Source organism: Streptomyces sp. R44 (genome assembly GCF_041053105.1).
Classification (GTDB): domain Bacteria; phylum Actinomycetota; class Actinomycetes; order Streptomycetales; family Streptomycetaceae; genus Streptomyces.
Window position 1 is genome coordinate 7,102,407 of sequence record NZ_CP163444.1, and the last position, 22,846, is coordinate 7,125,252.

The 22,846-nt window shown below is 72.3% G+C and carries 19 protein-coding genes, 1 tRNA gene and 1 pseudogene; 15 read left to right on the plus strand and 6 right to left on the minus strand.

Features of this window, described 5'->3' with window-relative positions:
* Positions 1-9: 9 nt before the first annotated feature.
* From AB5J54_RS33235 to AB5J54_RS33255, 5 genes are all read left to right on the plus strand, one after another.
* Complete coding sequence (locus tag AB5J54_RS33235) at positions 10-963, plus strand: alpha/beta hydrolase (RefSeq protein WP_369147615.1); 954 nt, start codon at positions 10-12, stop codon at positions 961-963.
* Positions 960-2,843 (plus strand): amidohydrolase, encoded by a 1,884-nt coding sequence (locus AB5J54_RS33240; protein WP_369147616.1) that lies wholly within the window; start codon positions 960-962, stop codon positions 2,841-2,843. The genes AB5J54_RS33235 and AB5J54_RS33240 overlap by 4 nt, the downstream gene beginning before the upstream one ends.
* A 15-nt stretch (positions 2,844-2,858) precedes the next feature.
* Positions 2,859-3,599 (plus strand): GPR1/FUN34/YaaH family transporter, encoded by a 741-nt coding sequence (locus AB5J54_RS33245; protein WP_369147617.1) that lies wholly within the window; start codon positions 2,859-2,861, stop codon positions 3,597-3,599.
* Between the two features lie 46 nt (positions 3,600-3,645).
* Positions 3,646-3,960, plus strand: coding sequence for a GNAT family N-acetyltransferase (locus AB5J54_RS33250; protein WP_369147618.1), 315 nt, complete (start codon positions 3,646-3,648; stop codon positions 3,958-3,960).
* A gap of 183 nt (positions 3,961-4,143) precedes the next feature.
* Positions 4,144-6,402: a helix-turn-helix domain-containing protein gene (locus AB5J54_RS33255; RefSeq protein WP_369147619.1), complete on the plus strand. Its 2,259-nt coding sequence runs from the start codon at positions 4,144-4,146 to the stop codon at positions 6,400-6,402.
* 13 nt (positions 6,403-6,415) lie between these two features.
* Here AB5J54_RS33255 and AB5J54_RS33260 read toward each other — a convergent pair whose 3' ends face one another.
* Positions 6,416-7,420 carry an alpha/beta hydrolase gene (locus tag AB5J54_RS33260; RefSeq protein ID WP_369147620.1) on the minus strand — a complete coding sequence of 335 codons (1,005 nt, stop codon included), beginning with the start codon at positions 7,418-7,420 and terminating at the stop codon, positions 6,416-6,418.
* 151 nt (positions 7,421-7,571) lie between these two features.
* Complete coding sequence (locus AB5J54_RS33265; protein ID WP_369149542.1) at positions 7,572-8,561, minus strand: helix-turn-helix domain-containing protein; 990 nt, start codon at positions 8,559-8,561, stop codon at positions 7,572-7,574.
* Between the two features lie 293 nt (positions 8,562-8,854).
* Between AB5J54_RS33265 and AB5J54_RS33270 the strand changes: the two genes are divergently transcribed.
* Positions 8,855-9,691 carry an alpha/beta fold hydrolase gene (locus AB5J54_RS33270; protein WP_369147621.1) on the plus strand — a complete coding sequence of 279 codons (837 nt, stop codon included), beginning with the start codon at positions 8,855-8,857 and terminating at the stop codon, positions 9,689-9,691.
* An 89-nt stretch (positions 9,692-9,780) separates the two neighbouring features.
* On the opposite strand, the gene AB5J54_RS33275 is transcribed toward AB5J54_RS33270, so the two are convergent.
* Complete coding sequence (locus AB5J54_RS33275; protein ID WP_369147622.1) at positions 9,781-10,347, minus strand: TetR/AcrR family transcriptional regulator; 567 nt, start codon at positions 10,345-10,347, stop codon at positions 9,781-9,783.
* 97 nt (positions 10,348-10,444) lie between these two features.
* Between AB5J54_RS33275 and AB5J54_RS33280 the strand changes: the two genes are divergently transcribed.
* Positions 10,445-11,578, plus strand: a complete 1,134-nt coding sequence (locus tag AB5J54_RS33280) for an alpha/beta hydrolase (RefSeq protein ID WP_369149543.1) — start codon at positions 10,445-10,447, stop codon at positions 11,576-11,578.
* 262 nt (positions 11,579-11,840) lie between these two features.
* A complete protein-coding gene (locus tag AB5J54_RS33285) occupies positions 11,841-12,668 on the plus strand; it encodes a glycoside hydrolase domain-containing protein (protein ID WP_369147623.1) in 828 nt (275 codons plus the stop codon).
* 53 nt (positions 12,669-12,721) lie between these two features.
* Here AB5J54_RS33285 and AB5J54_RS33290 read toward each other — a convergent pair whose 3' ends face one another.
* Positions 12,722-13,273, minus strand: coding sequence for a hypothetical protein (locus tag AB5J54_RS33290; protein WP_369147624.1), 552 nt, complete (start codon positions 13,271-13,273; stop codon positions 12,722-12,724).
* 339 nt (positions 13,274-13,612) lie between these two features.
* Between AB5J54_RS33290 and AB5J54_RS33295 the strand changes: the two genes are divergently transcribed.
* The 6 genes from AB5J54_RS33295 (at position 13,613) to AB5J54_RS33320 (ending at position 19,880) form a co-directional block, all read left to right on the plus strand.
* Complete coding sequence (locus AB5J54_RS33295) at positions 13,613-15,364, plus strand: serine/threonine-protein kinase (RefSeq protein ID WP_369147625.1); 1,752 nt, start codon at positions 13,613-13,615, stop codon at positions 15,362-15,364.
* Between the two features lie 533 nt (positions 15,365-15,897).
* Positions 15,898-17,895 (plus strand): ATP-binding protein, encoded by a 1,998-nt coding sequence (locus AB5J54_RS33300; RefSeq protein WP_369147626.1) that lies wholly within the window; start codon positions 15,898-15,900, stop codon positions 17,893-17,895.
* A 6-nt stretch (positions 17,896-17,901) separates the two neighbouring features.
* Entirely contained in the window at positions 17,902-18,336 is a 435-nt protein-coding gene (locus AB5J54_RS33305) for a roadblock/LC7 domain-containing protein (protein ID WP_369147627.1), read from the plus strand.
* Positions 18,337-18,338: 2 nt separating this feature from the next.
* Positions 18,339-18,710 (plus strand): DUF742 domain-containing protein, encoded by a 372-nt coding sequence (locus tag AB5J54_RS33310; protein ID WP_189806647.1) that lies wholly within the window; start codon positions 18,339-18,341, stop codon positions 18,708-18,710.
* Positions 18,688-19,311 carry an ATP/GTP-binding protein gene (locus AB5J54_RS33315; RefSeq protein ID WP_369147628.1) on the plus strand — a complete coding sequence of 208 codons (624 nt, stop codon included), beginning with the start codon at positions 18,688-18,690 and terminating at the stop codon, positions 19,309-19,311. Before AB5J54_RS33310 ends, AB5J54_RS33315 begins: the two co-directional genes overlap by 23 nt.
* Positions 19,308-19,880, plus strand: coding sequence for a GAF domain-containing protein (locus tag AB5J54_RS33320; protein ID WP_369147629.1), 573 nt, complete (start codon positions 19,308-19,310; stop codon positions 19,878-19,880). Before AB5J54_RS33315 ends, AB5J54_RS33320 begins: the two co-directional genes overlap by 4 nt.
* Positions 19,881-19,961: 81 nt before the next feature.
* Here AB5J54_RS33320 and AB5J54_RS33325 read toward each other — a convergent pair whose 3' ends face one another.
* On the minus strand, positions 19,962-21,170 hold the full coding sequence (locus tag AB5J54_RS33325; RefSeq protein WP_369147631.1) for an acyl-CoA dehydrogenase family protein: 1,209 nt from the start codon (positions 21,168-21,170) through the stop codon (positions 19,962-19,964).
* Between the two features lie 584 nt (positions 21,171-21,754).
* Here AB5J54_RS33325 and AB5J54_RS33330 point away from each other — a divergent pair.
* A tRNA-Pro gene (locus AB5J54_RS33330) sits at positions 21,755-21,828 on the plus strand.
* A 99-nt stretch (positions 21,829-21,927) separates the two neighbouring features.
* Here AB5J54_RS33330 and AB5J54_RS33335 read toward each other — a convergent pair.
* Positions 21,928-22,353, minus strand: a pseudogene (locus tag AB5J54_RS33335) (tyrosine-type recombinase/integrase); the annotation flags it as partial.
* Positions 22,354-22,846 lie beyond the last annotated feature (493 nt).

The window sequence follows — 22,846 nt, forward strand, 5'->3', positions numbered from 1 at the left end:
GACCCCCTCATGACGGACCGGCCGACCCTCGAACCCGCCGCCCAGGCCTTCGCCGACGCCACCGCCCAGCCGCCGTACCTCTACCAGATCCCTGTCGCGGACGGCCGCAAGGCCGTGGACGGCGTCCAGAGCGGTGAAGGCGTCCCGCTGCCCGACGTCGACGAGGAGTGGACCACCGTCCACGGCGGACCGACCGGCGACGTCCGCGTCCGGATCGTCCGGCCCCGCGGCGCCTCCGGCCCGCTCCCGGTCATCCTCTACATCCACGGCGCCGGCTGGGTCTTCGGCAACGCCCACACCCACGACCGGCTCGTCCGCGAACTCGCCGTGGGTACCCGGGCGGCCGTCGTCTTCCCCGAGTACGACCTCTCGCCCGAGGCCCGCTACCCCGTCGCGATCGAGCAGAACTACAGCGTCGCCCAGTGGATCGCCCGCGAGGGCCACCACAAGGACCTCGACGGCACCCGGATCGCCGTCGCGGGCGACTCGGTCGGCGGCAACATGACCGCCGCCCTCACCCTCATGGCCAAGCAGCGCGGCGACGTGACGCTCGTCCAGCAGGTCCTCTTCTACCCGGTCACCGACGCGAGCTTCGACACCGACTCGTACCACGCCTTCGCCGAGGGCTACTTCCTGCGCCGCGACGCCATGAAGTGGTTCTGGGACCAGTACACGACCGAGGAGGCCGAGCGCGCCCAGATCACCGCCTCGCCGCTGCGCGCCACCACCGAGCAGCTCACCGGCCTGCCGCCCGCCCTGGTCGTCACGGCCGAGGCCGACGTCCTGCGCGACGAGGGCGAGGCGTACGCGGCGAAGCTCCGCGCCGCCGGCGTCCCCGTCACCGCCCTGCGCGTCCAGGGCGTCATCCACGACTTCGTCATGCTGAACGCGCTGCGCGAGACGCAGGGCGCGGAACTCGCCATCGGCGTCGCCACCGACGTCCTGCGCAAGGCCCTCGCATGACCGGGCCGTCGACCAGCATGCCGGTGGCGGGCCTCGTCCCCGCCCCGCGCCGGGAGCATGCGCACGCCGATCTCCTCGTCCGCAACGCCAAGGTGTTCACGGGCGACCCCGACCGTCCCGAGGCCCGCGCCGTCGCGATCCGCGACGGCCGGGTCGCGGCCCTCGGCGACGACCACGACCTCGCCCACCTCGTCGGGCCGGGCACGAAGGTCGTCGACGCCCTGGGCCGCCGGGTGATCCCCGGACTCAACGACTCGCACCTGCACGTCATCCGGGGCGGCCTCAACTACGTCCTGGAGCTCCGCTGGGACGGCGTACGCAGCCTCCGCCACGCGCTCGCGATGCTGCGCGAGCAGGCCGGCCGCACCCCGAAGGGGCAGTGGATCCGGGTCGTCGGCGGCTGGACCGCCGAGCAGTTCGCCGAGCGCCGGATGCCGACCGTCGCCGAGCTGAACGCCGCCGCCCCCGACACCCCGGTCTTCGTCCTGCACCTGTACCAGTCGGCCCTGATGAACCGGGCCGCCGTCAAGGCCGCCGGCTTCACCCGGGAGACCCCCGACCCGCGCGGCGGCCAGATCGTACGGGGCAGGGACGGCGAACCCAACGGCGTCCTCCTCGCCGCCCCGGGTGCGCTCATCCTGTACTCGACCCTGGCCAAGGCACCGGCCCTCGACGAGGCCGACAAGCGGACGTCGACGCGGCACTTCCTGCGCGAGCTGAACCGCTTCGGCCTGACCTCGGCGGTCGACGCCGCCGGCGGGTTCCAGAACTTCCCCGACAACTACGCCACGGTCGTCGACCTCGCCAGGTCCGGCGAGCTGTCGCTGCGGATCGCCTACCACCTCTTCCCGCAGACGGCCGGGCAGGAGCTCGCCGACCTCAAGCGCTGGACCGAGATGGTCAAGCCCGGCGACGGCGACGAGTGGCTCCGGCTCAACGGCGCGGGCGAGAACCTGACCTGGGCCGCCGCCGACTTCGAGAACTTCTCCGAACCCCGCCCCGAACTGGGGTCGTACGAGCCCGAGTTCGAGCAGGCCGTCCGGCTCCTGCTGGAGAACGGCTGGGGATTCAGGCTCCACGCGACCTACGACGAGACGATCCGCCGCGACCTGGCCGTCTTCGAGAAGCTCGCGGCGGAAGGCCTGTTCCCCGGCGGCAACCGCTGGCTCTTCGACCACGCCGAGACCGTCTCGGCCGACAGCCTGGACCGGATCGCGGCCCTCGGCGGCGCCCTGTCCGTCCAGAACCGCATGTCCTTCCAGGGCACCGCGTTCCGCGACCGATACGGTGCCGAGGCCGCCGCCCACGCCCCGCCGGTCCGCGCCATGCTCGACCGGGGCCTGACGGTCGCCGCCGGAACCGACGCCACCCGCGTCTCCTCGTACAACCCCTGGGTCGCCCTCCACTGGCTGGTCACCGGCAGGACCGTCGGCGGCACGGCGCTCTCCCCGGCCGGCACCCTGATCGACCGGGAGACCGCCCTCGACCTCTACACCCGCGGGGGAGCCCGGCTCACCGGCGAGCAGGACGTCAAGGGAAGCCTGCGGGAAGGCTGGTACGGCGACCTCGCGATCCTCTCGGACGACTTCCTGACCGTGCCCGAGGACGTCATCCCCGACATCGAGTCCGTCCTCACCGTCGTCGGCGGCCGCATCGTCCACGCGAGCGCGGAGTACGAGGGCCTCGACGAGTCCGTCCCGCCGGTGAGTCCCGCATGGAGCCCCGTGGCCCACTTCGGCGGCTACCAGAGCGGTGCCCGCCAGGCGACGCTCGTGGCCGAGGCCGTCGCCGAGTCCGAAGAGCACCGCCGGTGGCGCGTCGCCCGCGGCACCACTCCCGACACGCCTCCGCCCTTCCTCGACCCCTGCTTCGAGCACTGAGCGAAAGACCCCACGATGAGTACGGAATCATCCCCGGCTTCCGCCTCGGCCCCCGCCCCCGACGACGGACCCGAGGCCGCCCCGGGCCGCCGCTTCGAGCCCGACCTCCGGTCCATGACCCGGATCAACCTGCGCCCCATCGCCTCGCCCATGCCGCTCGGCTTCTTCACGGTCGCGATCGCCTCCGTGATGACGGGATGCCTGCAGCTCGGGCTCTTCGAGGCCGACGCCCGCGGCGCGGTCGCCCTGTGCGTACTGCCCGCCTTCGCCCTGCAGTTCCTGGTGAGCGTCCTGGCCTTCGGGGCCCGGGACGTGATCGCGGCGACGCTCATGGCCGTCTTCGCCGGCAGCTGGCTGGCCTACGCGCTCGTCATGTTCAGCGGCGCGGCCGACGGCCTCCGCGTCCTCGGCGTCTTCAACCTGGCGCTGCTCTGCTTCGGGGCCCTGATGACCGCCGTGACCCGGCCCAAGCGGGCGCTGTGGCTCGTCCTGGCGGTCTCCCTGCCCCGCTGGGCGACCACCGGCCTGTCGGGTCTCACCGGCGCCGAATGGCTCACGCGCACCTCCGGGGCCCTCGGCCTCCTGGTGGCGCTCGTCGCCATGTACGCGGCGTTCGCCCTGATGCTGGAGGACATGCGCAGCGAGGAGGTCCTGCCCATCGGCCGCAGCGGCCCCGCCCACGCCGCCGTGGAGGGCGACCTCGCGGTCCAGCTCCGGAACCTCGAACGCCAGGCCGGTGTGCGCCGCACGCTCTGAACCCCTCCGATCACCGACCGAACACCCACATCGCACAGGAGCACCCATGGAACCGCAGGTGGTGGACCGCCCGGAGAAGTCCCGCTACGAGGTCCTCGCCGGTGACGACGGCACCGAGACCGCCGGCTTCGCCGAGTACTTCCTCTCCGAGGACGAGATCGCCTTCATCCACACCGAGACCGACCCCCGGTTCGCCGGCCGGGGCCTGGGCGGGCTGCTCGCCCGCGGCGCCCTCGACGACGCCCGCGCACGCGGGCTGCACGTCCTGCCGTACTGCCCCTTCATCCGGGGGTGGATCCGCAAGCACCCCGAGTACACCGACCTCGTGCCGGAGCCGCGGCGCGCACGCTTCGGCCTCTGACCCACGATTCCGCCCTCCCCTTCTGATCCAGGACGTGGTCCGCTCCGCCGTCCACTGACCTGCGCATCGTGCCGGGTCCACCCTCCGGGGTGGGCCCGGCTTCCTGGTTCACGCCGCTGGCCTGCGACTTTGCCCGAAATGACACACCGTATTCTTTCCTCGGGGCGGGAGGAATGAGGAGTTGTGTACGGGGACAGGTCGTTCGGTGCCGTTCTGCGGGATGTGCGGCAGCGACGCCGGTTGACGATGGAGGAACTGGCCGAGGCGTCGGGTGTGAGTGTCCGGGCCATCGGCGACATGGAGCGGGGGCGCAGTCGCGTACCGCAGCGGCGCACGGTGGTGGCCCTCGCGGAGGGCCTCGGGCTTCCGGAGACGGAGCGGGAGGCGCTGCTCGCCTCGGCGCGGACGGCGCGTCCGACGCGCTCGGTCGCGGCGGCGGGGACGGTGGTGCCGCCGCGAACGGTGGGCGACTTCACGGGGCGCGCACCGGAGCTGGCACTGCTGCGGAACGCGGCGGAACGGGCCCGTACCGGCGAGGAGGAGTCGGTGTGGGTCGTCTCGGGTCCTCCCGGGTGCGGGAAGACGACACTGGCGCTGAAGGCGGCGGCGGATCTGGCGGAGGGGTTCCCCGACGGGTGCTTCGTCGTGGACCTGCACGGGGTGGACGGGCCCGTGGACACGGGCGAGGCGCTCCTGAAGCTGCTGAAGGCCCTCGGCGTGTCGGACCGCAGGCTGGCGCAGGAGGATCCCCAGGGCCGCGCCGGGCTGCTGCGGGCGCTGCTGGGTGACCGCCGGTGCCTGGTGGTGCTGGACAACGCCCGCGACGAGGGCCAGGTCCGTGAGCTGCTGCCCGTGGGCGGGCGGAGCCTGGTGCTGATCACCAGCCGGCGGCCCCTGACCGGCCTGGAGGACGTCGGCCGCCTGATGCTCTGTGCGATGGCGCAGGACGAGGCGGTCGGCCTGCTGCGCCGGATCCTGGGCGAGGAACGGGCGGACGCAGAACCGGCGGCCGTGGCACGGGTGGCCGAGCTGTGCGGGCGGCTGCCGCTGGCCCTGCGGGTGGCGGGCAACTGGCTGACGGTCCGTTCCGGCTGGAGCGTCGACCACCTGGTCCGGCGCCTGGCCGACGAGGAGCGGCGCCTCGGCGCGCTCGCCGCGGGCGACATACGGGTGGAGGCGGCCTTCGAGCTGTCCTACCGTCAGCTGACCGGGCAGGCCGCGCGGATGCTGCGGCTGCTGAGTCTGGTGCCGGGGCCGGACATGACCGCCGCCTACGGCGCCGCCCTGACCGCGACGGACGTCTTCGAGGCCGAGGACGTGATGGAGGAACTCGTCGAGGCCGGGCTGCTGCAGACCACCTTCACCGGCCGCCACCAACTCCACGACCTCATGCGGCTGTTCGCCCGCGCCCGGCTGTCCCGCGAGGAGGAGCCCGGCGAGCGGGACGCGGCCGAGGACCGGCTGCGCACCTGGCTGCTCGACACCGCCGTGGTCGCCGGCCGCTGGTACAAGCCCAAGTACGGTGCTCCGCCGCCCTCCTGGCAGGGCCTGGTCCCGCTGGCGAGCGCCGAGGAGGCCCGTGCCTGGCTCCAGAGCGAAGCCCCGTCCTGGCTCGCGGCGCTGCGCGGCGCCGCCCGGCGGGGCGAGCACACACAGGTCGTCGAGACCGCCTATGCGATGGAATGGTTCTGCGACCTGTGGGTCCACTGGGGGCACTGGCCCGAGGTCTTCGGCCTGGCCGCCGAGGCCGCCGCCGCGCTCGACGACCCGTACATGCGGGCCTTCCACCTCAACTGTCATTCGTGGGCCCTGAGCGGCTGCGAGCAGCGACACCTCGAAGCCATCGCACAGGCCGACGAAGCGCTGATTCACGCCCGCCGGGCACAGGACGTCCACCAGCAGGCCTCGGCACTGGTGCAGGGGGCGAGCGCACACTGGCAACTCGGCAACACCCAGATGGTCGCGGACAGGACTCTCGCCGCCGTCGAGCTGTCGGAGGCAGCCGGGTACTACGAGGTCTGGCCCCAGGCCGTGCGCCTCTACGGAACCGCCCTGCGCATGCTCGGCCGTGCCGAGGAAGCCCTGAGACAGCAGCAGCGCGTCATCGCCTTCCTCGACGAGCCCGACTGCCCGGTGAGCGGGCACGTCGCCGACATCTTCCGTGCCCACACGACTCAGGCGCTCGGCGCCGCCTGCTTCGCGCTGGGGCGGTGGCGGGAGGCGGCCGACCACCTTCGCAGTGCCCAGGCCCAGTCGAGTCGCCTCGGCATGTTCCACAGGGAGGCCGAACAGCTCCTGCTTCTGGCGGAGACCCTGATCCGACTGGGTGAGACCGAGGAGGCCCGCTCGTTCCTGCGCCAGGCCCTCGCCCTCGGCGAAGCCGCCGACGACAAGGAGCTGAAGGCCGCGCAGAAGCTCCTGGACACGCTCCCCGCCGAGTGACGGCCGAGGGGGCTCAGCCGCGGTGCCGGTGCAGGGCGACGTGCACGGTGTCGAGGGCCTGGACGAGCGCGGCGCGGGCGGCATCCGTGTCGCGGAGCGGATCGAGCACCATGAAGCCGTGGATCGTCCCGTGGTAGCGCATGGAGACCACCGGCACCCCGGCCGCCCGGAGCTTCGTCGCGTACGCCTCGCCCTCGTCGCGCACCACGTCGGCCTCGCTGGTCACCACCAGCGCCGGCGGGAGGCCGGTGAGCTGCTCCAGGGACGCCCGCAGCGGTGACGCGGTGGCCTGGCTCCGCTGCCGTACGTCGGGCAGGTACTGGTCCCAGAACCAGCGCATGGTCTCGCGGCCGAGGAAGTAGCCGTCGGCGAACTCCTCGTACGACGGGGTGTCGCAGCCGGCGTCGGTGACCGGGCAGAGCAGCACCTGCTGCCGCAGCCGCACCCCTCCCCGCTCCTTGGCGAGCAGGGTCAGGGCCGCCACCAGGTTGCCGCCCGCCGAGTCGCCCACGGCGGCCATCCGGCTGCCGTCCAGGCCGATCTCGCCGCCCCGCTCGCAGATCCAGCGTGCGACCGCGTAGCACTGCTCGACGGCGACCGGATACCGCGCCTCGGGGGCGCGCTCGTAGTCGACGAAGACGACGGCCGCGTCCGCGCCGAGGGCGAAGGCCCGCACCAGGCGTTCATGGGTGCCGGCGTCGCCCAGGGTCCAGCCGAGGCCGTGCAGGAACAGCACGACGGGGAGCTCGCCGACGCTGTCGGCGGGCCTGACCACCTGCACCCGTACGTGACCGGTCGGCCCGCCCGGCAGTGCGAGCCACTCCGTGGAGGTGGCTGTCTCGTCGAGACGGTCGACGGGGTCGGGGACGTCGTTCCGCTGGAGACGCGCCAGGTCCAGACGGGCCTGCTCCGGGTCCGTGCCGGGCGCCGACGGCGGGCAGGCGTGCCGGGCCACGAAGGCGCGGGTGGGGTGGTCGAGGACCGGCATCCGGGCGGACGAAGGGGCGAAGTCGGTCACACACGGTCTCCTGCCGGGAGGGCCTGAAGCGAAGGGGCGGTTCGGTGCGCACCGGGCGCTGGTCGAGCGGCGGGGCGCGGTGCGGCGGCCGCCGGGCCGGGGCACTGCCGCCGCGGGCGCGGGGTGGCCGGCGCGGCTCCGAGCGGGGACCTTACCCGCTGGACGGCGGAAGGTCAGCCCCTTCCCGCTCGGTTCCGTGTCCGGTGCGCCGGTCGCGCCATTCACGCGGGGAGACGCCGTAGGCGGCGCGGAAGGACCGGCTGAAGTGGGCGGGGTTCACGAAGCCCCACCTCTGGGCCACGGCGGACACGGTCGGAGCGGTCCTGCCGCGGCGGGCCAGTTCGCGGCCGCACTCCTCCAGGCGCCGTTGCCGGATGAGCTGGCCGACCGTGATCCCCTCGCCTTCGAAAAGCCGGTGCAGGTACCGGACGGAGATCCGGTGCGCCCGGGCGATGCGCTCCGGCGACAGCTCCGGGTCGCCCAGGTTCCGGTTGATGAAGTCGCGGACGCGCGGCATCAGATGGCTCCGGCCGTCCGCGTCCGTGCCGCCCGGGTGGGCCCGCTCGGCCACCAGCGTGGCGAACAGGTCGACGACATTGCCGGCCAACCGGTCCGCGAGGGCCGGCGGGTAGCCGTCGGCCGGGGAGGAGGCCAGGGTGGCCAGGAACGGCCGCAGCATCGCGCCGAAGCCGTTCCCGGTGCCGATGGCGTTGCCCGTGACCTGTCGGATGTCGCTGTCCGGCACGCCCAGCGCGTGGCGCGGAAGCTGGAAGACGTGCGTGGCGAACCGTCGGGGATAGTCGAAGGAGTACGGCCGGTCCGTGTCGTACACCACCAGGTCGCCCTCACCCACCTCGGCCCGCCGGCCGTCCTGGACGAAGGTGGCCGTGCCGGATATCTGGACACCGACCGCCACCAGCGCCTCGGACGACCTGGCGATCAGCGCCGGCGTGCGGCTGACCCGCTTCGCGTCGGCCTCCATCGTGGAGACCTGGAGGTATCCGACGCGGCGGGTGGTGATCCGGCCGTCGAAGGGCCCGTCGCCGCGAGGGGCGACCGTCATCGGCACCAGCGTCCGGCTCACCGCGTCGTTCCAGTACGCGACCTTGTCCCGGTCCGGCACGGAGGCGGTCGTCAACACCAAGCTCAAAATGCTCTCCGCTCAGGGGAAGTGGCTCCGGGGGGGCGCCGGGCCGGAAGCCCGGCTTCCGACCCGCACGAACAGCCAAGCAGCGGGCCGTTTCCACCTCCAGGCAGAACCACAGGCAGGAATCGCGCACAGGCAGAACGCTGCACTCAGGGGCAAGTCGTGGTGCGTGGCGCGACAACACGCGGCGCTTCCCCGGCCGTAGCGTGAGGGCGTTCCGTACCGCACAGAGGTGCGGGGCGGCGACTTCGCACCGATACGCAGCTTTCGCATCGAGGAGACAACCCATGCCGTACATCACCGTCGGCCAGGAGAACACCACCTCCATCGACCTCTACTACGAGGACCACGGCGCCGGACAGCCGGTCGTCCTCATCCACGGCTTCCCGCTCGACGGCCACTCCTGGGAGCGGCAGAGCGCCGCCCTGCTCGACGCCGGCTACCGCGTGATCACGTACGACCGCCGGGGCTTCGGCCAGTCCTCCCAGCCGACGACCGGCTACGACTACGACACCTTCGCGGCCGACCTGAACACCGTGATGGAGACCCTCGACCTGAACGACGCCGTCCTCGTCGGCTTCTCCATGGGCACCGGCGAGGTCGCCCGCTACGTGTCCCGGTACGGCTCCGCCCGCGTCGCGAAGGTCGCCTTCCTGGCCTCGCTGGAGCCCTGCCTGCTCAAGACCGACGACAACCCGGACGGTGTGGCTCCGAAGGAGTTCTTCGACGGGATCGTCGCCGCCGTGAAGGCCGACCGCTACGCCTACTACACCGCCTTCTTCAAGGACTTCTACAACCTCGACGAGAACCTGGGCAGCCGGATCAGCGAGGAGGCGGTCCGCAACAGCTGGAACACCGCGGCCGGCGGCGGCTTCTTCGCGGCGTCCGCCGCGCCGTCGACCTGGTACACCGACTTCCGCGCCGACATCCCGTCCGTCGACGTGCCCGCCCTGATCCTGCACGGCACGGCCGACCGCATCCTGCCCGCCGAGAACACGGCGCGCCCCTTCCACCGGGCGCTCCCGTCCGCCGAGTACGTCGAGATCGAGGGCGCCCCGCACGGCCTGCTGTGGACGCACGCCGAGGAGGTCAACACCGCCCTCCTCGCCTTCCTGGCGAAGTGACGCCCCACCCGCCGGTTCGCACCGGGTGAGCGCGGGGCCGCGCGGCAGCCGGGGGAACCGGCCCGGCTGCCGCGACGGGCGGTCCTGCGTCAGGGCGTTCCGTACACCGTGTCCAGCAGGTTGCCGACGAAGGCTTCGAGGTCGTCGAGTCCGGCCGCCGTCCGGCTCGTGGGGGCCTCGGCGACCAGATGGGGAAGCGCGGCGTGCAGGGCCATGGTGACGGTGGCGGCGCGCTCCGGGGTGACGGGCAGGCCCGCACTGCGCTGGGCCTGCTCGAAGTACGCGAAGTCGGCGGCCGCGAAGGCGTCCAGGGGCGCGGCCAGCCACGGGGTCCGCGTCGCCTCGCGCTGGAGCTCCAGGAGGGCGAGCACCCGCACGCGGCCGGGACCCCGGACGTGCTCAAGGAGCGTGCGCAGCAGGTCGGCCAGACCCGCCCGGTCGACGGGCGCGGGCCGTGGGATCGCCGCGTACAGCTCGATGATGCGCTCAGCCGCGGCCCTCAACAGCGCGTCCCGGGTGGGGAAGTAGTTCTTGGTGGTGCCGAGGGGCACATCCGCCGCGGCGTCGACGGCCCGGTGCGTCAGGCCCCGGCTGCCGGATTCCGACAGTACGTCGATGGCCGCGTCGCCCAGGCGATCCCGTCTTTCCTGATTCACCTGTCCAAAATACCTCATCCGTGGTACCACAGAAGAGGTACTACGGATGGGGTACCACAGATGAGGTACTTCGGGATGGAACGGGGGAGTGGTCGCGATGGCCGTGGGCTATCTGGTGACGGTCGTGCTGGCCGCACTGATCGTGGTGTTCTGCCTGGTGCGCATCCGGGGGCCGAAACCCCTCTTCTTCTTCAGTTACCGGCTCGGTCTGGTCTTCAACGAGATGCCGTTCGTCGTCCTCTACGCGCTGGCCGCGTCGACGGCGCTCGCCTTCGCGGAAGGCGACATCGCCACCGCTGCCGACCGGGCGGCCGTCGGGCTGGCGGTCGTCTCGGCCGCCGGGCTCGTCGTGGTCGCCCGGCGCGGGATGCGGACGGCGACCGTGGTCCGGGGCGCGCTGGACGAGGCGCTCGGCGCCGGTACGGCCACGCGGCGCCGGCCGCCACTGGCACGCATCCTGCTCAGGCCGTTCTTCCGGCGCCGCGGTGACGTCAGGCGCGTGGGCAACCTCGGCTACGGCGACGCCGGCCGCCGCAACCTCCTCGACGTCTACCACCACCGCTCCCGCCCCCAGGGCGGTGCCGTACTGATCCACTTCCACGGCGGCCACTACGACCAGGGACGGAAGAGCACCCAGTCGCTGCCCCTGCTCCACCGGCTCGCGAGCCGGGGCTGGGTCTGCATCAGCGCCAACTACCGTCTGCGGCCAGCCTTCTCCCACCCGGCCCATCTGATCGACGCGAAGAAGGTCATCGCCTGGGCGCGCGAACACGCCGAGGAGTACGGCGCGGCCCCCGGGGCGGCCGTGTTCGTGGCGGGGAGTTCGGCGGGCGGGCACATGGCGGCACTCGCCGCCCTCACCCCCGGCGAACCCGCGTACCAGCCCGGTTTCGAGGAGGCGGACACCTCCGTGACCGCCGCCATCGCGCTCAACGGCTACCTCGGGACCTACTTCGACGGCGACCCGGCGACCTCGCCGGTGAACCTCGCCCGCCCGGACGCGCCCCCCTTCCTCATCGCCCACGGCGACCTCGACGAACTGGTCGACACCGAGAACCCCAAGGCCCTCGTCGGCGCCCTGCGCGCCGTCTCCACCTCACCGGTCGTGTACGCCGAACTCCCCGGCGCACACCACGCCTTCGACCTCCTCCACTCCTTCCGCTTCGAGGCGCTCATCGACGGCATCGAGGACTTCGCCGCGTGGGTGAGGGCGAGGGAGAAGCCGCTCTAGAGGCGTCGGTGTCCGCCGTGGCCGACGGGGCGTGGAACGCGGTCGGCCGGCGGCGTCTCCGGGGCGGGTGACCCGGGCCGTCGACGGGCGACCGGCGTCCGTTACAGTGCGGTCTGCTCCGAACGTACGGAGCGCACAGCGCACTGCGCCGCTCCCGGGCGGCGGGCACGGCTTCGGCGGGTCGGTACCCGCCTCGCACACCCGTCGTCCTCGGCCGGCGTGGAGGACGCGGCCGCGAGCCGCGTGGGTGAATGGGGTGGGTATGGCCGGACATCGGCTTTCCAAGAAGCGTCGCTACATCGCCGCGACCGCGGGATGCGCCGTCGCCGTCGTGGGTGCCGTCGTCGCGGCGCAGACCTCGATGGCGGCCACGGTCTGGCCCGCCCAGAAGACCTTCACCGGCCGGGCGTTCGACACCTGCACGGCCCCTTCCCTCGCCGCCATGAAGGCGTGGAACACCGGCTTCTACGGAGCCGCCGCGGTGTACGTCGGAGGAAAGAACCGCGGCTGCTCCCAGCCGAACCTCACCGCGTCCTGGACGAAGTCGGTCAGCGCCATGGGCTGGAAGCTCATCCCGATCTACGTCGGCGCCCAGCCGCCCTGCCAGACCAGCTCCAATCCCGAGAGGCTCACGGCCTCGACGGCGGCGTCCCTCGGCGTGACGGACGCCAACGACGCGGTCGCCAAGGCGTCGGCGCTCGGCATGAAGGCCGGCAGCCCGATCTTCCTCGACATGGAGCCGTACGACATCACGAACAAGGCGTGCAACGACGCCGTGCTGACGTACGTGCGCTCCTTCACCAGGACGCTGCGCGCCAAGACCTACCGCGGCGGCTACTACGGCTTCTCCAGCTCCAGCGCCAAGGCCGTCGCCACCGCGACCGACCGCACCGACCTGCCGGGCAACCTCTGGTACGCGCTGTGGGACAAGCAGTACACCACCACCGCCGACTGGCCCTGGGGCGCCACCCAGTACACCAACCACAGCCGCGGCCACCAGTACCTGGTCAACAGCAGGGAGACCCGGGGCGGCTACACCCTCACCGTCGACCAGGACGCCTGGGACGGCCCCGTCGCCCTCATCGGCTGACCCGAAAGACACCTCCTAGGGCCTGTCCGGACCCGCCCGAGCCGCGACAGGCCCTAGTCCCAGCAGCCGGTCCTGGCGCCGTCCGCCTCCGAACCCGCCTCGATGCGGAAGCCCGAACCGGAGGCGAACTCGGGCCCGGTCTCGTAACCCTCGAACGCGAGCTCCCGGGCGGTCATGAAGGACACCGTCAGCAGCATGGCCTCCCCGTCCCCGCCCCTGGTGAAGCACAGCCCCGCGATCTCCTCGGGCACGGGCGGCCGCTCGGGCTGTGGCTCCAGTCTCCAGCCGTCGCGCGCCGCCGCGGTCCGGTAGTACTGGATCACCTCGGCCCTGCGGCCGGGGAAGGCGTACGTGCGCTCGGCGTACAGCCAGGCGTCCCCGCTGTCGTCGATGCAGCCGGACGTACCGTCCTCGAAACCCCGGGGGACGGTCGCCGCCGCGGGCCTGGAGGTGAGAACGCCCTGTGATTCCAGGCCCTCGACCCGGCTCGCGGTCCCTTCGCAGCTCGTGAAGGGGGAGAGGAACGAGCAGCCGGTCAGCGCTCCGGCGGCGAGTGCGGCCGACAGCAGCGGACGGGCGAGGCGGCCCGGCCGTATGGAGAACAACGCGACGACTCCCCGATCGATGGTGGACGGATGACGGCGCCGGCGGCCGGCGGCATCCGCCGGACAGTATGAGGGCGCTTCGTCGGACCGGGGAAGCGCCGGACTCGTGGGCGACACCCTCGGCCGTGGCCCCTTCCCGCGCACCAGCCCGTCGCGTGCTTGCAGAGGCGGAGCCCGCGTCCGTCCTGATCTCGGGTGAGATGTCATGCTGACCACGGCTGTTGGGCGGCGGAATCGGCGCGGAGAGCCGGGCCGTGCGCACTCGCACATGCGCGAACCCCTACCCTGGTGCCCGCCACACGGCGTCTTTCGAACAGTGCGACGAACGGGATGTGACAGGTGACGGGGGCGAACGGCGCGGATCTGGTCGGCGAGGTTCTGGGCGGTCGATACCGCGTGACCGCGATGATCGGCCGCGGTGGAATGGGCGTGGTCGCCCGGGCGGTGGACCAGTTGCTGAACCGCGAGGTCGCCGTCAAGGTCCTGCGGGCCTACACCGACGCCTCGCCGGCCGAACTGGCCGATCTGCGGGTCCGGATGCAGCGGGAGGCGCAGGCCGCCGCCCGGGTCCGGCACAGCGGTGTGGTCACGGTGCACGACGTGGTCGAGGAGCGGGGGCTGCCGGTCATCGTCATGGAGCTGGTCGAGGGGCCCTCCCTCGACGACGTACTGGCGGAGCGCGGGTCGCTGGAGCCGCGCGAAGCGGCCGCGATCGGCGCGAAGCTGATGGACGCGCTCGACGCCGCCCACCGGGCCGGGGTCCTCCACCGGGACGTCAAGCCCGGCAACGTCCTCCTCGAACCGGGCGGCCGGGTCGTGCTCACCGATTTCGGCATCGCCAGCATGGAGACCTCCGGCGACGAGGCCCTGGCCAAGCTGACCCAGAGCGGTCAGATCGTCGGCTCCCTCGACTATCTGCCGCCGGAGCGCGCACAGGGCCAGGTGCCGGGTGCCGCCTCGGACATCTGGGCACTCGGCATGACGCTGTACGCGGCCGTGGAGGGCGCCGCGCCGTTCCGCCGTACGTCGGTGTGGTCGACGCTCGCGGCGATCGTCGGCGAACCGCTGCCGGAGCCCCGGCGCGCCGGACCGCTCACCCCGGTGCTGCGGGCGCTGATGGCCAAGGACCCGCTGCAGCGGCCCGACGCCGGGCAGGCGCGCGAGATGCTGGAGGCGGTCGCCGGGGGCGGTGCGGTGGACCTCGCGGCGGCACCGGCGCCCCAGCCGGTGACCCCGCCGGGCTTCGGCCCCGCCCTGGCCGCGCCGTACTCCCCGCCGCCCCCGCAGCCCGTCGCTCCCTATCTGCCGCCGCCCGGCGCGTATGCCGCCCCGCCGCCGCCGGCGGGGGCCGGGCAGCCGGGCGGGGTGCCCGCCGCGGCCGCCGGGCGGCTCAGCCGTTCCGAGACCCGTGCCACGACGGTACGGGCCCGGCGCACCCGCACCATCGCCGCGGCGGCCGCCGCGACCGTCCTCGTCTGCGGCGGAGTCGCCTACGCCCTGATGGACACGCGGGGCGACGGGGGCGACGGCTCCGACACCGCCCTTCCCACGGCGAGCACCTCCACCGGCGGGGGCATGCCCGGCGCGGGCGGCACGACCGACGGCCCGACCTCCCCGGGGGACCTGACGTCCCTCCGTCCCGGCGAGACGGCGTCCACCACCCCCGGCGAGACGCCGTCCGGCCCGCCCTCGAAGAAGGGTGAGGACCCGAGTAAGGGCTCCGCGTCGGCGTCTCCCGGCGCCGGAGGCGGCCGGCCGGCCGGCTCCCCGTCGGCCTCGCCGAAGGCGACGCCCAGCGCCACCGTGAAGGAGCCCACGCCGGTGTCGACGGCGTGCACCGGCTGGGCCCACTCGAACCGCAGCGACGGCTACGGCCGCGCGTCCCAGAACACCCATCTCTACGCCGGGCCGTACGCGGAGTGCTCCTACGTGACCGAGCTCAACTCCGGGACGAAGGTCTACTACCACTGCTACATCACCAACGCCCACGGCAACAAGTGGATCTACGCCCGCATCGCGGGCACGGAGACCGAAGGCTGGGTGTTCGGCGACAAGTCCACCCTGGACAGCGGCACGCTCGCCCGCTGCTGAGACCCCGGGCCGACTGTCGTACGCGAGGTAGCCGATCGTCCGCTCTCACCGTCGGTTACCGGCCAGTTGTGGGTGAGGCGGCCGGAACCGCCGCGGATCCGTTCGCCGGAGCGAGGTCCGAGGAGTCCGTACGGACCCGGGCCGGGGCGGGGCCCGAGGCCGCCCGCACCCCTTGGGGGCCGGCCCGCCCGCACCGTTCCCGGGGATTCCGGTCGGGGGCGGTTTCCGCGCAGGGCGGGGGCGTGCAGACGCCTCCGCCCTCTTCCGTTCCGGCCCTTCGGCGACTCCTCCGGGCCACGGCGTCGACTTTCGGCCGATCATTCTCGGCCTGTCGTACGAGGGTCGATACCAGACGGGCCCGCTCTACGGGTAAGTTTGTCAACTGCGCACCGCACATGAACGGTTGACGACTACAGTGTGTGGCTGATGATCATCGGTAGGCTCATCGAACGTCTGTAGAACACCTCCCCCGTAGACCCCCTGCAGAACTCCCCCGCAGTACGCCGATTCCTGGGCACGTACCAAGGACACTCATGTCTCAACTTCGCGCACCCGCCTCGCGGTCCGAACGACGCGAGGGCGGGCGGCACGGCCGGCCAGGCGCCCGCTCCGCCACCGGCACCCACAGCAACCCCCCGGCGCAGGCCTCCGCGCCCCTTCCCGCGGAAGCCCGCATACGCCCCCAACTTCTGCGCACGTCCGTGCTCCCCGCCGTCGCGGTGGCCCTCGGCGGGGCGGCGGCCGTCCTCTTCACCATCCGCTCCACGGGAGCCAGCCCCACCCCCGGCCTCTGGGCCGCGCTCACCGGAGCCGCCGCCCTCACCGTGGCCTCCGTGACCGCCGCCGCGCTCGGCGCGGACCGGGCCGCCAAGTCCGTCCTCGACCGCTGCAACTCCCTGCGCCGCGCCAGCGCCCGCGGTCAGAGCGAACTCCGGACGGTCGTCGAACAGTTGCGCAGGGGAGAAGGTCCCCCGCCCCGCCCCGCGCAGCCGACCACGCCCACCCCGGGTGACGAGTTCGACCTGCTGTCCCAGGAGCTGACGCGCTCTCACGAGGCCGCCGTCGCGGCCGTCGTGCAGGCCTCCCGGCTCTCCAGCAGCGTCGGAAACGAACAGAAGGTCGAGGTCTTCGTCAACCTCGCCCGGCGCCTGCAGTCCCTGGTCCACCGCGAGATCCAGCTCCTCGACGAGCTGGAGAACGAGGTCGAGGACCCGGAGCTGCTCAAGGGCCTGTTCCACGTCGACCACCTGGCCACCCGCATCCGCCGCCACGCCGAGAACCTCGCCGTGCTCGGCGGCGCCATCTCCCGCCGCCAGTGGTCGAACCCGGTCACCATGACCGAGGTGCTGCGCTCCTCCATCGCCGAGGTCGAGCAGTACCCGCGCGTGAAGCTCGTACCCCCGATCGACGGTACGCTCCGGGGCCATGCCGTGGCCGACGTCATCCACCTCCTCGCCGAACTCGTCGAGAACGCGACGCTGTTCTCCGCGCCGCACACCACCGTGCTGCTGCGCGCCCAGTACGTCACGGCGGGCCTCGCGATCGAGGTCGAGGACCGGGGCCTGGGCATGCCCGTCACCGAGCAGAACAAGATGAACGCCCTGCTCGCCGATCCCGACCAGGTCAACGTCGCGCACCTGCTCCAGGACGGTCGCATCGGCCTCTTCGTCGTCTCGGCGCTCGCCCGCCGGCACGGCATCGCCGTACGCCTCCAGTCCAACATCTACGGCGGCGTCCAGGCCGTCCTCGTGCTCCCGCAGGGCCTCCTCGGCTCCGACCCCGAGGGCCTCGCCCAGCACGAGCGCCAGACCGCCGCCACCGCCGGCTCGGCGGCGATCCCGCCCGGCCAGGTGCAGATCCAGCCCCAGGGCCGGCCCGCGGCCACCGCCCCGACGCAGACCCCGAGCCACCCCACCCCGGCGCCGAGCCCCGTCCCGGCGCACACTCCCGGCCACACCCCGGCCCAGGCTCCGACCCCCACGCCGAGCCAGGCGCCGGCCCCGGTCGCGGCGCACGCCCAGGGCCACGTCTCCGGTCACGTCTCCGGCCCCCCGCAGACGCCCGCGCAGGCCTCCCTGAGCGGAACGGCCGCCACCGCCCCCGTACCGCAGTCCGTACCCTCGCCCTCCCCGGAGCGGGCCGCCGCCCGTCACGAGGAGACCCCCATGCCCGGCTCGCACCCGTACCTCCGTACGAGCGCGCAGCCGAGCGGGTACGGGGACCCCGGTCCCGCCCCCGCGATACCGGCCCAGCCGGCCGGATCCGAGCACATGGGCCCGCCGGACCACCTGCTCTCGCCGCTCCCCCCGGCCCCCCTCGCCGAGGACGACGGCCGGCCCCTGCTCCCCAAGAGGCGCGCACAGGAGCACATCGTCCCGCAGCTGCGGGACGAGCCCGTGACCCGCAAGACCGAGGAGCACGCCCTGCACGACCCGGGCCTGATGGCCGCGTTCCAGCGCGGCATCGGCCTCGCCGAATCCCAGCCCGCCCCCCATGAATCGCTGCGTCCCGGCGACGCGCACAAGGAGTAGATCACCATGGCGAGCAATGTGCCGAACGGCCATTCCTCGGACCTCGACTGGCTGCTCAGCGGCCTGGTCCAGCGGGTCCCGTACACCCGCAACGCCGTCCTGCTCTCCTCCGACGGTCTCGTGAAATCCGTCCACGGCCTCGACCCCGACGCCGCCGACCACATGGCGGCCCTCGCCTCCGGGCTCTACTCGCTCGGCCGCAGCGCCGGCGCCCGGTTCGGCGACGGCGGCGAGGTCCGTCAGGTGGTCGTGGAGCTCGACTCCACCCTCCTGTTCGTCTCCACCGCCGGCTCCGGCACCTGCCTGGCCGTCCTCGCCGGGCGCGAGGCGGACGCCGCCGTCCTCGGCTACGAGATGGCGATGCTCGTCAAGAGCGTCCGGCCCTACCTGGTCACCCCCGCCCGGCAGGCCGCCGGCGCGGTGGGCGGTCTCGGGCAGTAGACGTGACGTCTCATCAGGAAGGGCCCTGGCTCGACGACGCGGCCGGGCGGCTGATCCGCCCGTACACCGTGAGCGGCGGCCGGACCAAACCCACCACCGCCCTGGACCTGCTGTCCATGGTGATGGCGACCGGATCGACCCCCCAGGCACACATGGGTCCCGAGCACAGCCTGGCCCTCGGGCTGTGCGACGGGCCCACCTCGGTGGCCGAGATCGCGGCGCACTTACGGCTCCCGGCCGTCGTCACCAAGGTCCTGCTCTCCGACCTCGTGGACTGCGGGGCGCTGACCGCCCGCGCGCCCCGCTTCCACGCCAATCCCACCGACCGTTCCTTGCTGGAGGCAGTGCTCGATGGCCTACGACAACGGCTCTGAGCGCCACGACAGTTTCGCCACCGACCCCTTCCCCACCGCCCTCAAGATCCTGGTGGCGGGCGGATTCGGCGTGGGCAAGACGACCCTCGTGGGCGCGGTCAGCGAGATCGAACCGCTGAGCACCGAAGAACTGCTCACCTCGGTCAGCGCGGCCACCGACAGCCTGGAGGGCGTGGAGTCCAAGACCACGACCACCGTCGCCATGGACTTCGGGCGCATCACGCTCGACGACCGCCACGTCCTGTACCTCTTCGGCACCCCCGGCCAGGAGCGCTTCTGGTTCATGTGGGACGAACTCTCCGAGGGTGCGCTCGGCGCGGTCGTCCTGGCCGACACCCGAAGGCTCCAGGAGTGCTTCTCCGCCGTGGACTTCTTCGAACGGCGGGGGATCCAGTTCATCGTGGCGGTCAACGAGTTCGACGGCGCCTACCGCTACGAACCGGACGAGATCCGGGCCGCCCTCGACCTCAAGCCGGAGGTGCCGGTCGTCCTCTGCGACGCCCGGATCTCCAGCTCCGGCATCCGCACCCTGCTGACCCTCGTCCAGCATCTGCTCACCACCATCCCGGACACCGTGCCGAGCTACGGAGCCACGCCATGACCTACGACCCGACCGGTCACCTCCTGCTGACCCCCATCGACAAGGACGCGCCCGCCCGCGTGCAGCGGCTGCGCGAACTCGGTCTCGGGGAGCGACCGGACCCGGCGTTCGACGACTTCGCCCACCGGCTCGCCGAGGTGACCGGCGCCCCGTTCTCGATGGTGAACTTCATCGACGAGAACCGGCAGTTCTTCGCGGGTCTGCACACCCCCCAGGGCACCCACTCCGGCAGCGACCTGGGCGCGGCCGCCGCGGGCGGGGGCGGCGTCGGCCGCTTCATGGCCCGCGACCACGGCTACTGCCCGCACGTCGTGGTGCGGCGCAAGGCGCTCGTCCTCGAGGACGTCTGCGACTACCCGCGCTTCGCGGGGAACCCGGTCGTGGACGAGATCGGCATCCGCTCCTACATGGGGGCGCCGCTGATAGACCGCACCGGTGTCGCGCTCGGCACCATCTGCGTGGTCGACACCGACGTACGGCCGTGGGGGCGGGCCGGTCTGGAGACGATCAAGGCGATGGCGGCGGAGCTCGTGGAGCAGATCCACCGCCGCGAGGACGGCATGTTCTGACCGTCACCTCCTCGCACACGCCCGGGAGCCCCGGTACGGCAGTGGCCGTACCGGGGCTCCCGGCCCGTGGGGGTGGGGCGATCAGACGCGCGCAGGCTCCCGCTCCGGGGTGCGGACCAGCTCGGACAGCCGCTCCGACCAGCTGCCCTTGTCCTGGCCGAGGGCGACCTCGGCCAGTCGCAGGAGCTGGATGTCGGAGGTGCCGGCCGGGGCGAAGATGTGGTGCGCGTCACGGAGGTAGCGCTCGATGGCCCGGTCCGTGAAGAGGCCGGCGGCGGCGTGGATCTCCATGGCGTTGCGACCGGAGTCGATGGCCGACTCGACGTTCACGAGCTTGGCGTTCATCAGCTCGGTGTCACAGGAGAGGCCCTGGTCGAGCAGGTGCACCGCGTGGTACGCGGCCAGCCGGGCGGTCATCAGCCGGGACTGCATCTGCCCGAGCTTCAGCTTGACCGTGGGCAGGTCGTGGAGCGGCTTGCCGTAGCGGATGCGCTCGGAGGCGAAGCGGGTGGTCTCCTCCAGGATCGCCTGGTGGATGCCGAGCGAGACGGCGGTGAGGTTGGCCCGGCCGTACAGCACGCTGGAGGAGTACGCGACGGCGAGGCCGTCGCCCTCGTCGCCGAGCCGGTTGGAGGCGGGCACCCGGCAGTTCTCGAAGATCAGCTCACCGAAGCTGAAGCCGTGGAGACCCATGGCCGGCTGCTGGGGACCGGTCCTGAAGCCCGGGCGATCGGATTCGACCAGGAAGGCGGTGAGTCCCTTCGACCCCGGACCGGTCCTGACCACGACACCGTGCAGATCGCCGACGTGGCTGTTGCCGACGTAGACCTTGCTGCCGTTGAGGATGTAGTCGTCGCCGTCCCGGACCGCGCTGGCGCTCATGCCGAGGACGTGACCGCCGGACTCGGGCTCGGTGACCGCGATCGTCGGCAGGCAGGCGCCGGCGGCTATCTCCGGGAGCCAGGTCTTGCGCTGCTCGTCGCTGCCGAAGTGGACGATCTTGGCGGTGCCCAGCTGGGAGGCCTGGACCATGGCGCCCATCGCGCCGCTGACCCGGGAGAGCTCCTCGATGATGATCGTCTTGGCCAGGTGGCCGGCGCCCATACCGCCGTACTCCTGGCTGATTGTCGCGCCCAGCCAGCCCTGCTCGGCGATCTTGCGCGACAGCTCGTGGTGGACCGTGCGGGACGCTTCCATCTCGGCTATCCGCGGCCGGACCTCACGCTCTGCGAAGTCGCGGACGGTTTCCCTGAGCTCATGATGCAGTCGCCTGCTGAAGTAGCTGTCCATCCGAGTCCTCACCTGCGAGACGCCTGCTCGGCGGGGTTGTCCGAACAGGTGGTGCATCGGCAGTGGTCCCGTCCCGAACAGGCCGACCTCTTCATGGTGTTGATCTTTCCGGAACGGATCAATATCGCCACGAAGTTTGTCCGAAACCGGAGCGGTTGACGATTGGATCTGACTGTGTTTCGCGTGGTCTTGGCGCTGTCGGTCGGATTTCGGGTTCCATCCCCATGGTCAACTTTCTGCCACATGCCGATGGCAAGGAAGTCGATGGCATATGGCGATGAGACCCTCCGTATCGCCACATGCGCCCCTTCCTCCCCAGAAGGGCGGTATTCCGGAACCTCTCCGTCCCCTCTTCCTGCCCAGGTCGCACCCGCCTCCGACCTCCCGGACCCCCCTCCGGGCCCACCGGAGCGGGCGCACGGGCGTACTCGAAGGCGCGGAGGCGCGTCACGGAGAGTGAACACACCTACCCGGCGCACCCCGCGCACGAGGGCGCCCAGGAAACGCGTGCGTGACCACCCAGGAAAGTGCGGTATTGTTCTCATGCGCGTTCGGCCAGGGGAAACCCCAGGTCAGACGGGTATCGGGACGTGGCGCAGCTTGGTAGCGCACTTGACTGGGGGTCAAGGGGTCGCAGGTTCAAATCCTGTCGTCCCGACTCGAAAGAGTCGTAGATCAGGGGCCGTTTCAGAGAGATCTGAAACGGCCCCTGACGCGTTCATGGGGACCGCTTGGGGGCCGACTCGCCATGATCCGGTCAGCGGGCCACCAGGCTCGGGCCCGTCCAGGACCGCGTCGCGCAGAGCGCGCCGAGAGGCGCCGGGGGTGCCGCGCCGGCGGCGGTGATCTTGTGGACGTCGGGGTGCAGGTACCGCTGGGTGGTGGTCAGCGCGCCATGACCGGCGATCTTCCGCAGGACGTGTACCTGAACGCCCGAGTCGGCGATCCGCGTGAGTCCGGTGTGCCGGAGGTCGTGGCGGCGCGGGTGCTCGTAGCCGAGCCTCGTGACGACGCCATCCCAGTGAGTGACGTGGCGCAGGACGGCGGTGGAGATGCGGCCGCCTAGGGGTCCGGTGAACCTGCGCGCGTCGGGATCGGGGCCGGCGGCCAGGATGCGCTGGGCGACCAGCGGGCGGATCTCCTCGATGATGGGCACCTGACGGGCCCGCTTGCCTTTCGTCCCACCGCGATCCCGTTCTGCACGGTGCGGTCGACGGCACCGTTGTGATCATCCGGACCGGCAGGTGGCCCAGGGCCGGCACCACACACACGCGCCGCCCCGAGGGATGCGGGTCACGTGTATCACGCCGCCCGGCGAGGGTGATGCGGCGACATCCACGAGGCTTCAAAGTCGCCCACGGACAGGCCCATCCCCCCAAGAGCAGCGTGGCGTGTGGGTCTTGAGCGCCGCCGAGCAAGGCTCTCGCCGGTCCCGGACCTCAGTGAACGGGGTCGGCGCCGGCCGCCATGTGCTCGGCGGAAGCCCGTCGCAGACACAGCAGTTCGCCCCGTCGTCGACCCCGGCGGTAGTGGCCGGCCTCGCCGCGGCTTTCGCCGCCGATGGCGCCGGGACCCTGAAAGCCCGTAGGGCATGTAGGGCGCCGAGCAGTCCACACCGGCCTGGGTATGCACCGCCGGTCGCCTGCTGTGCGCGGACCTCGGCAATCCGTGGAGTT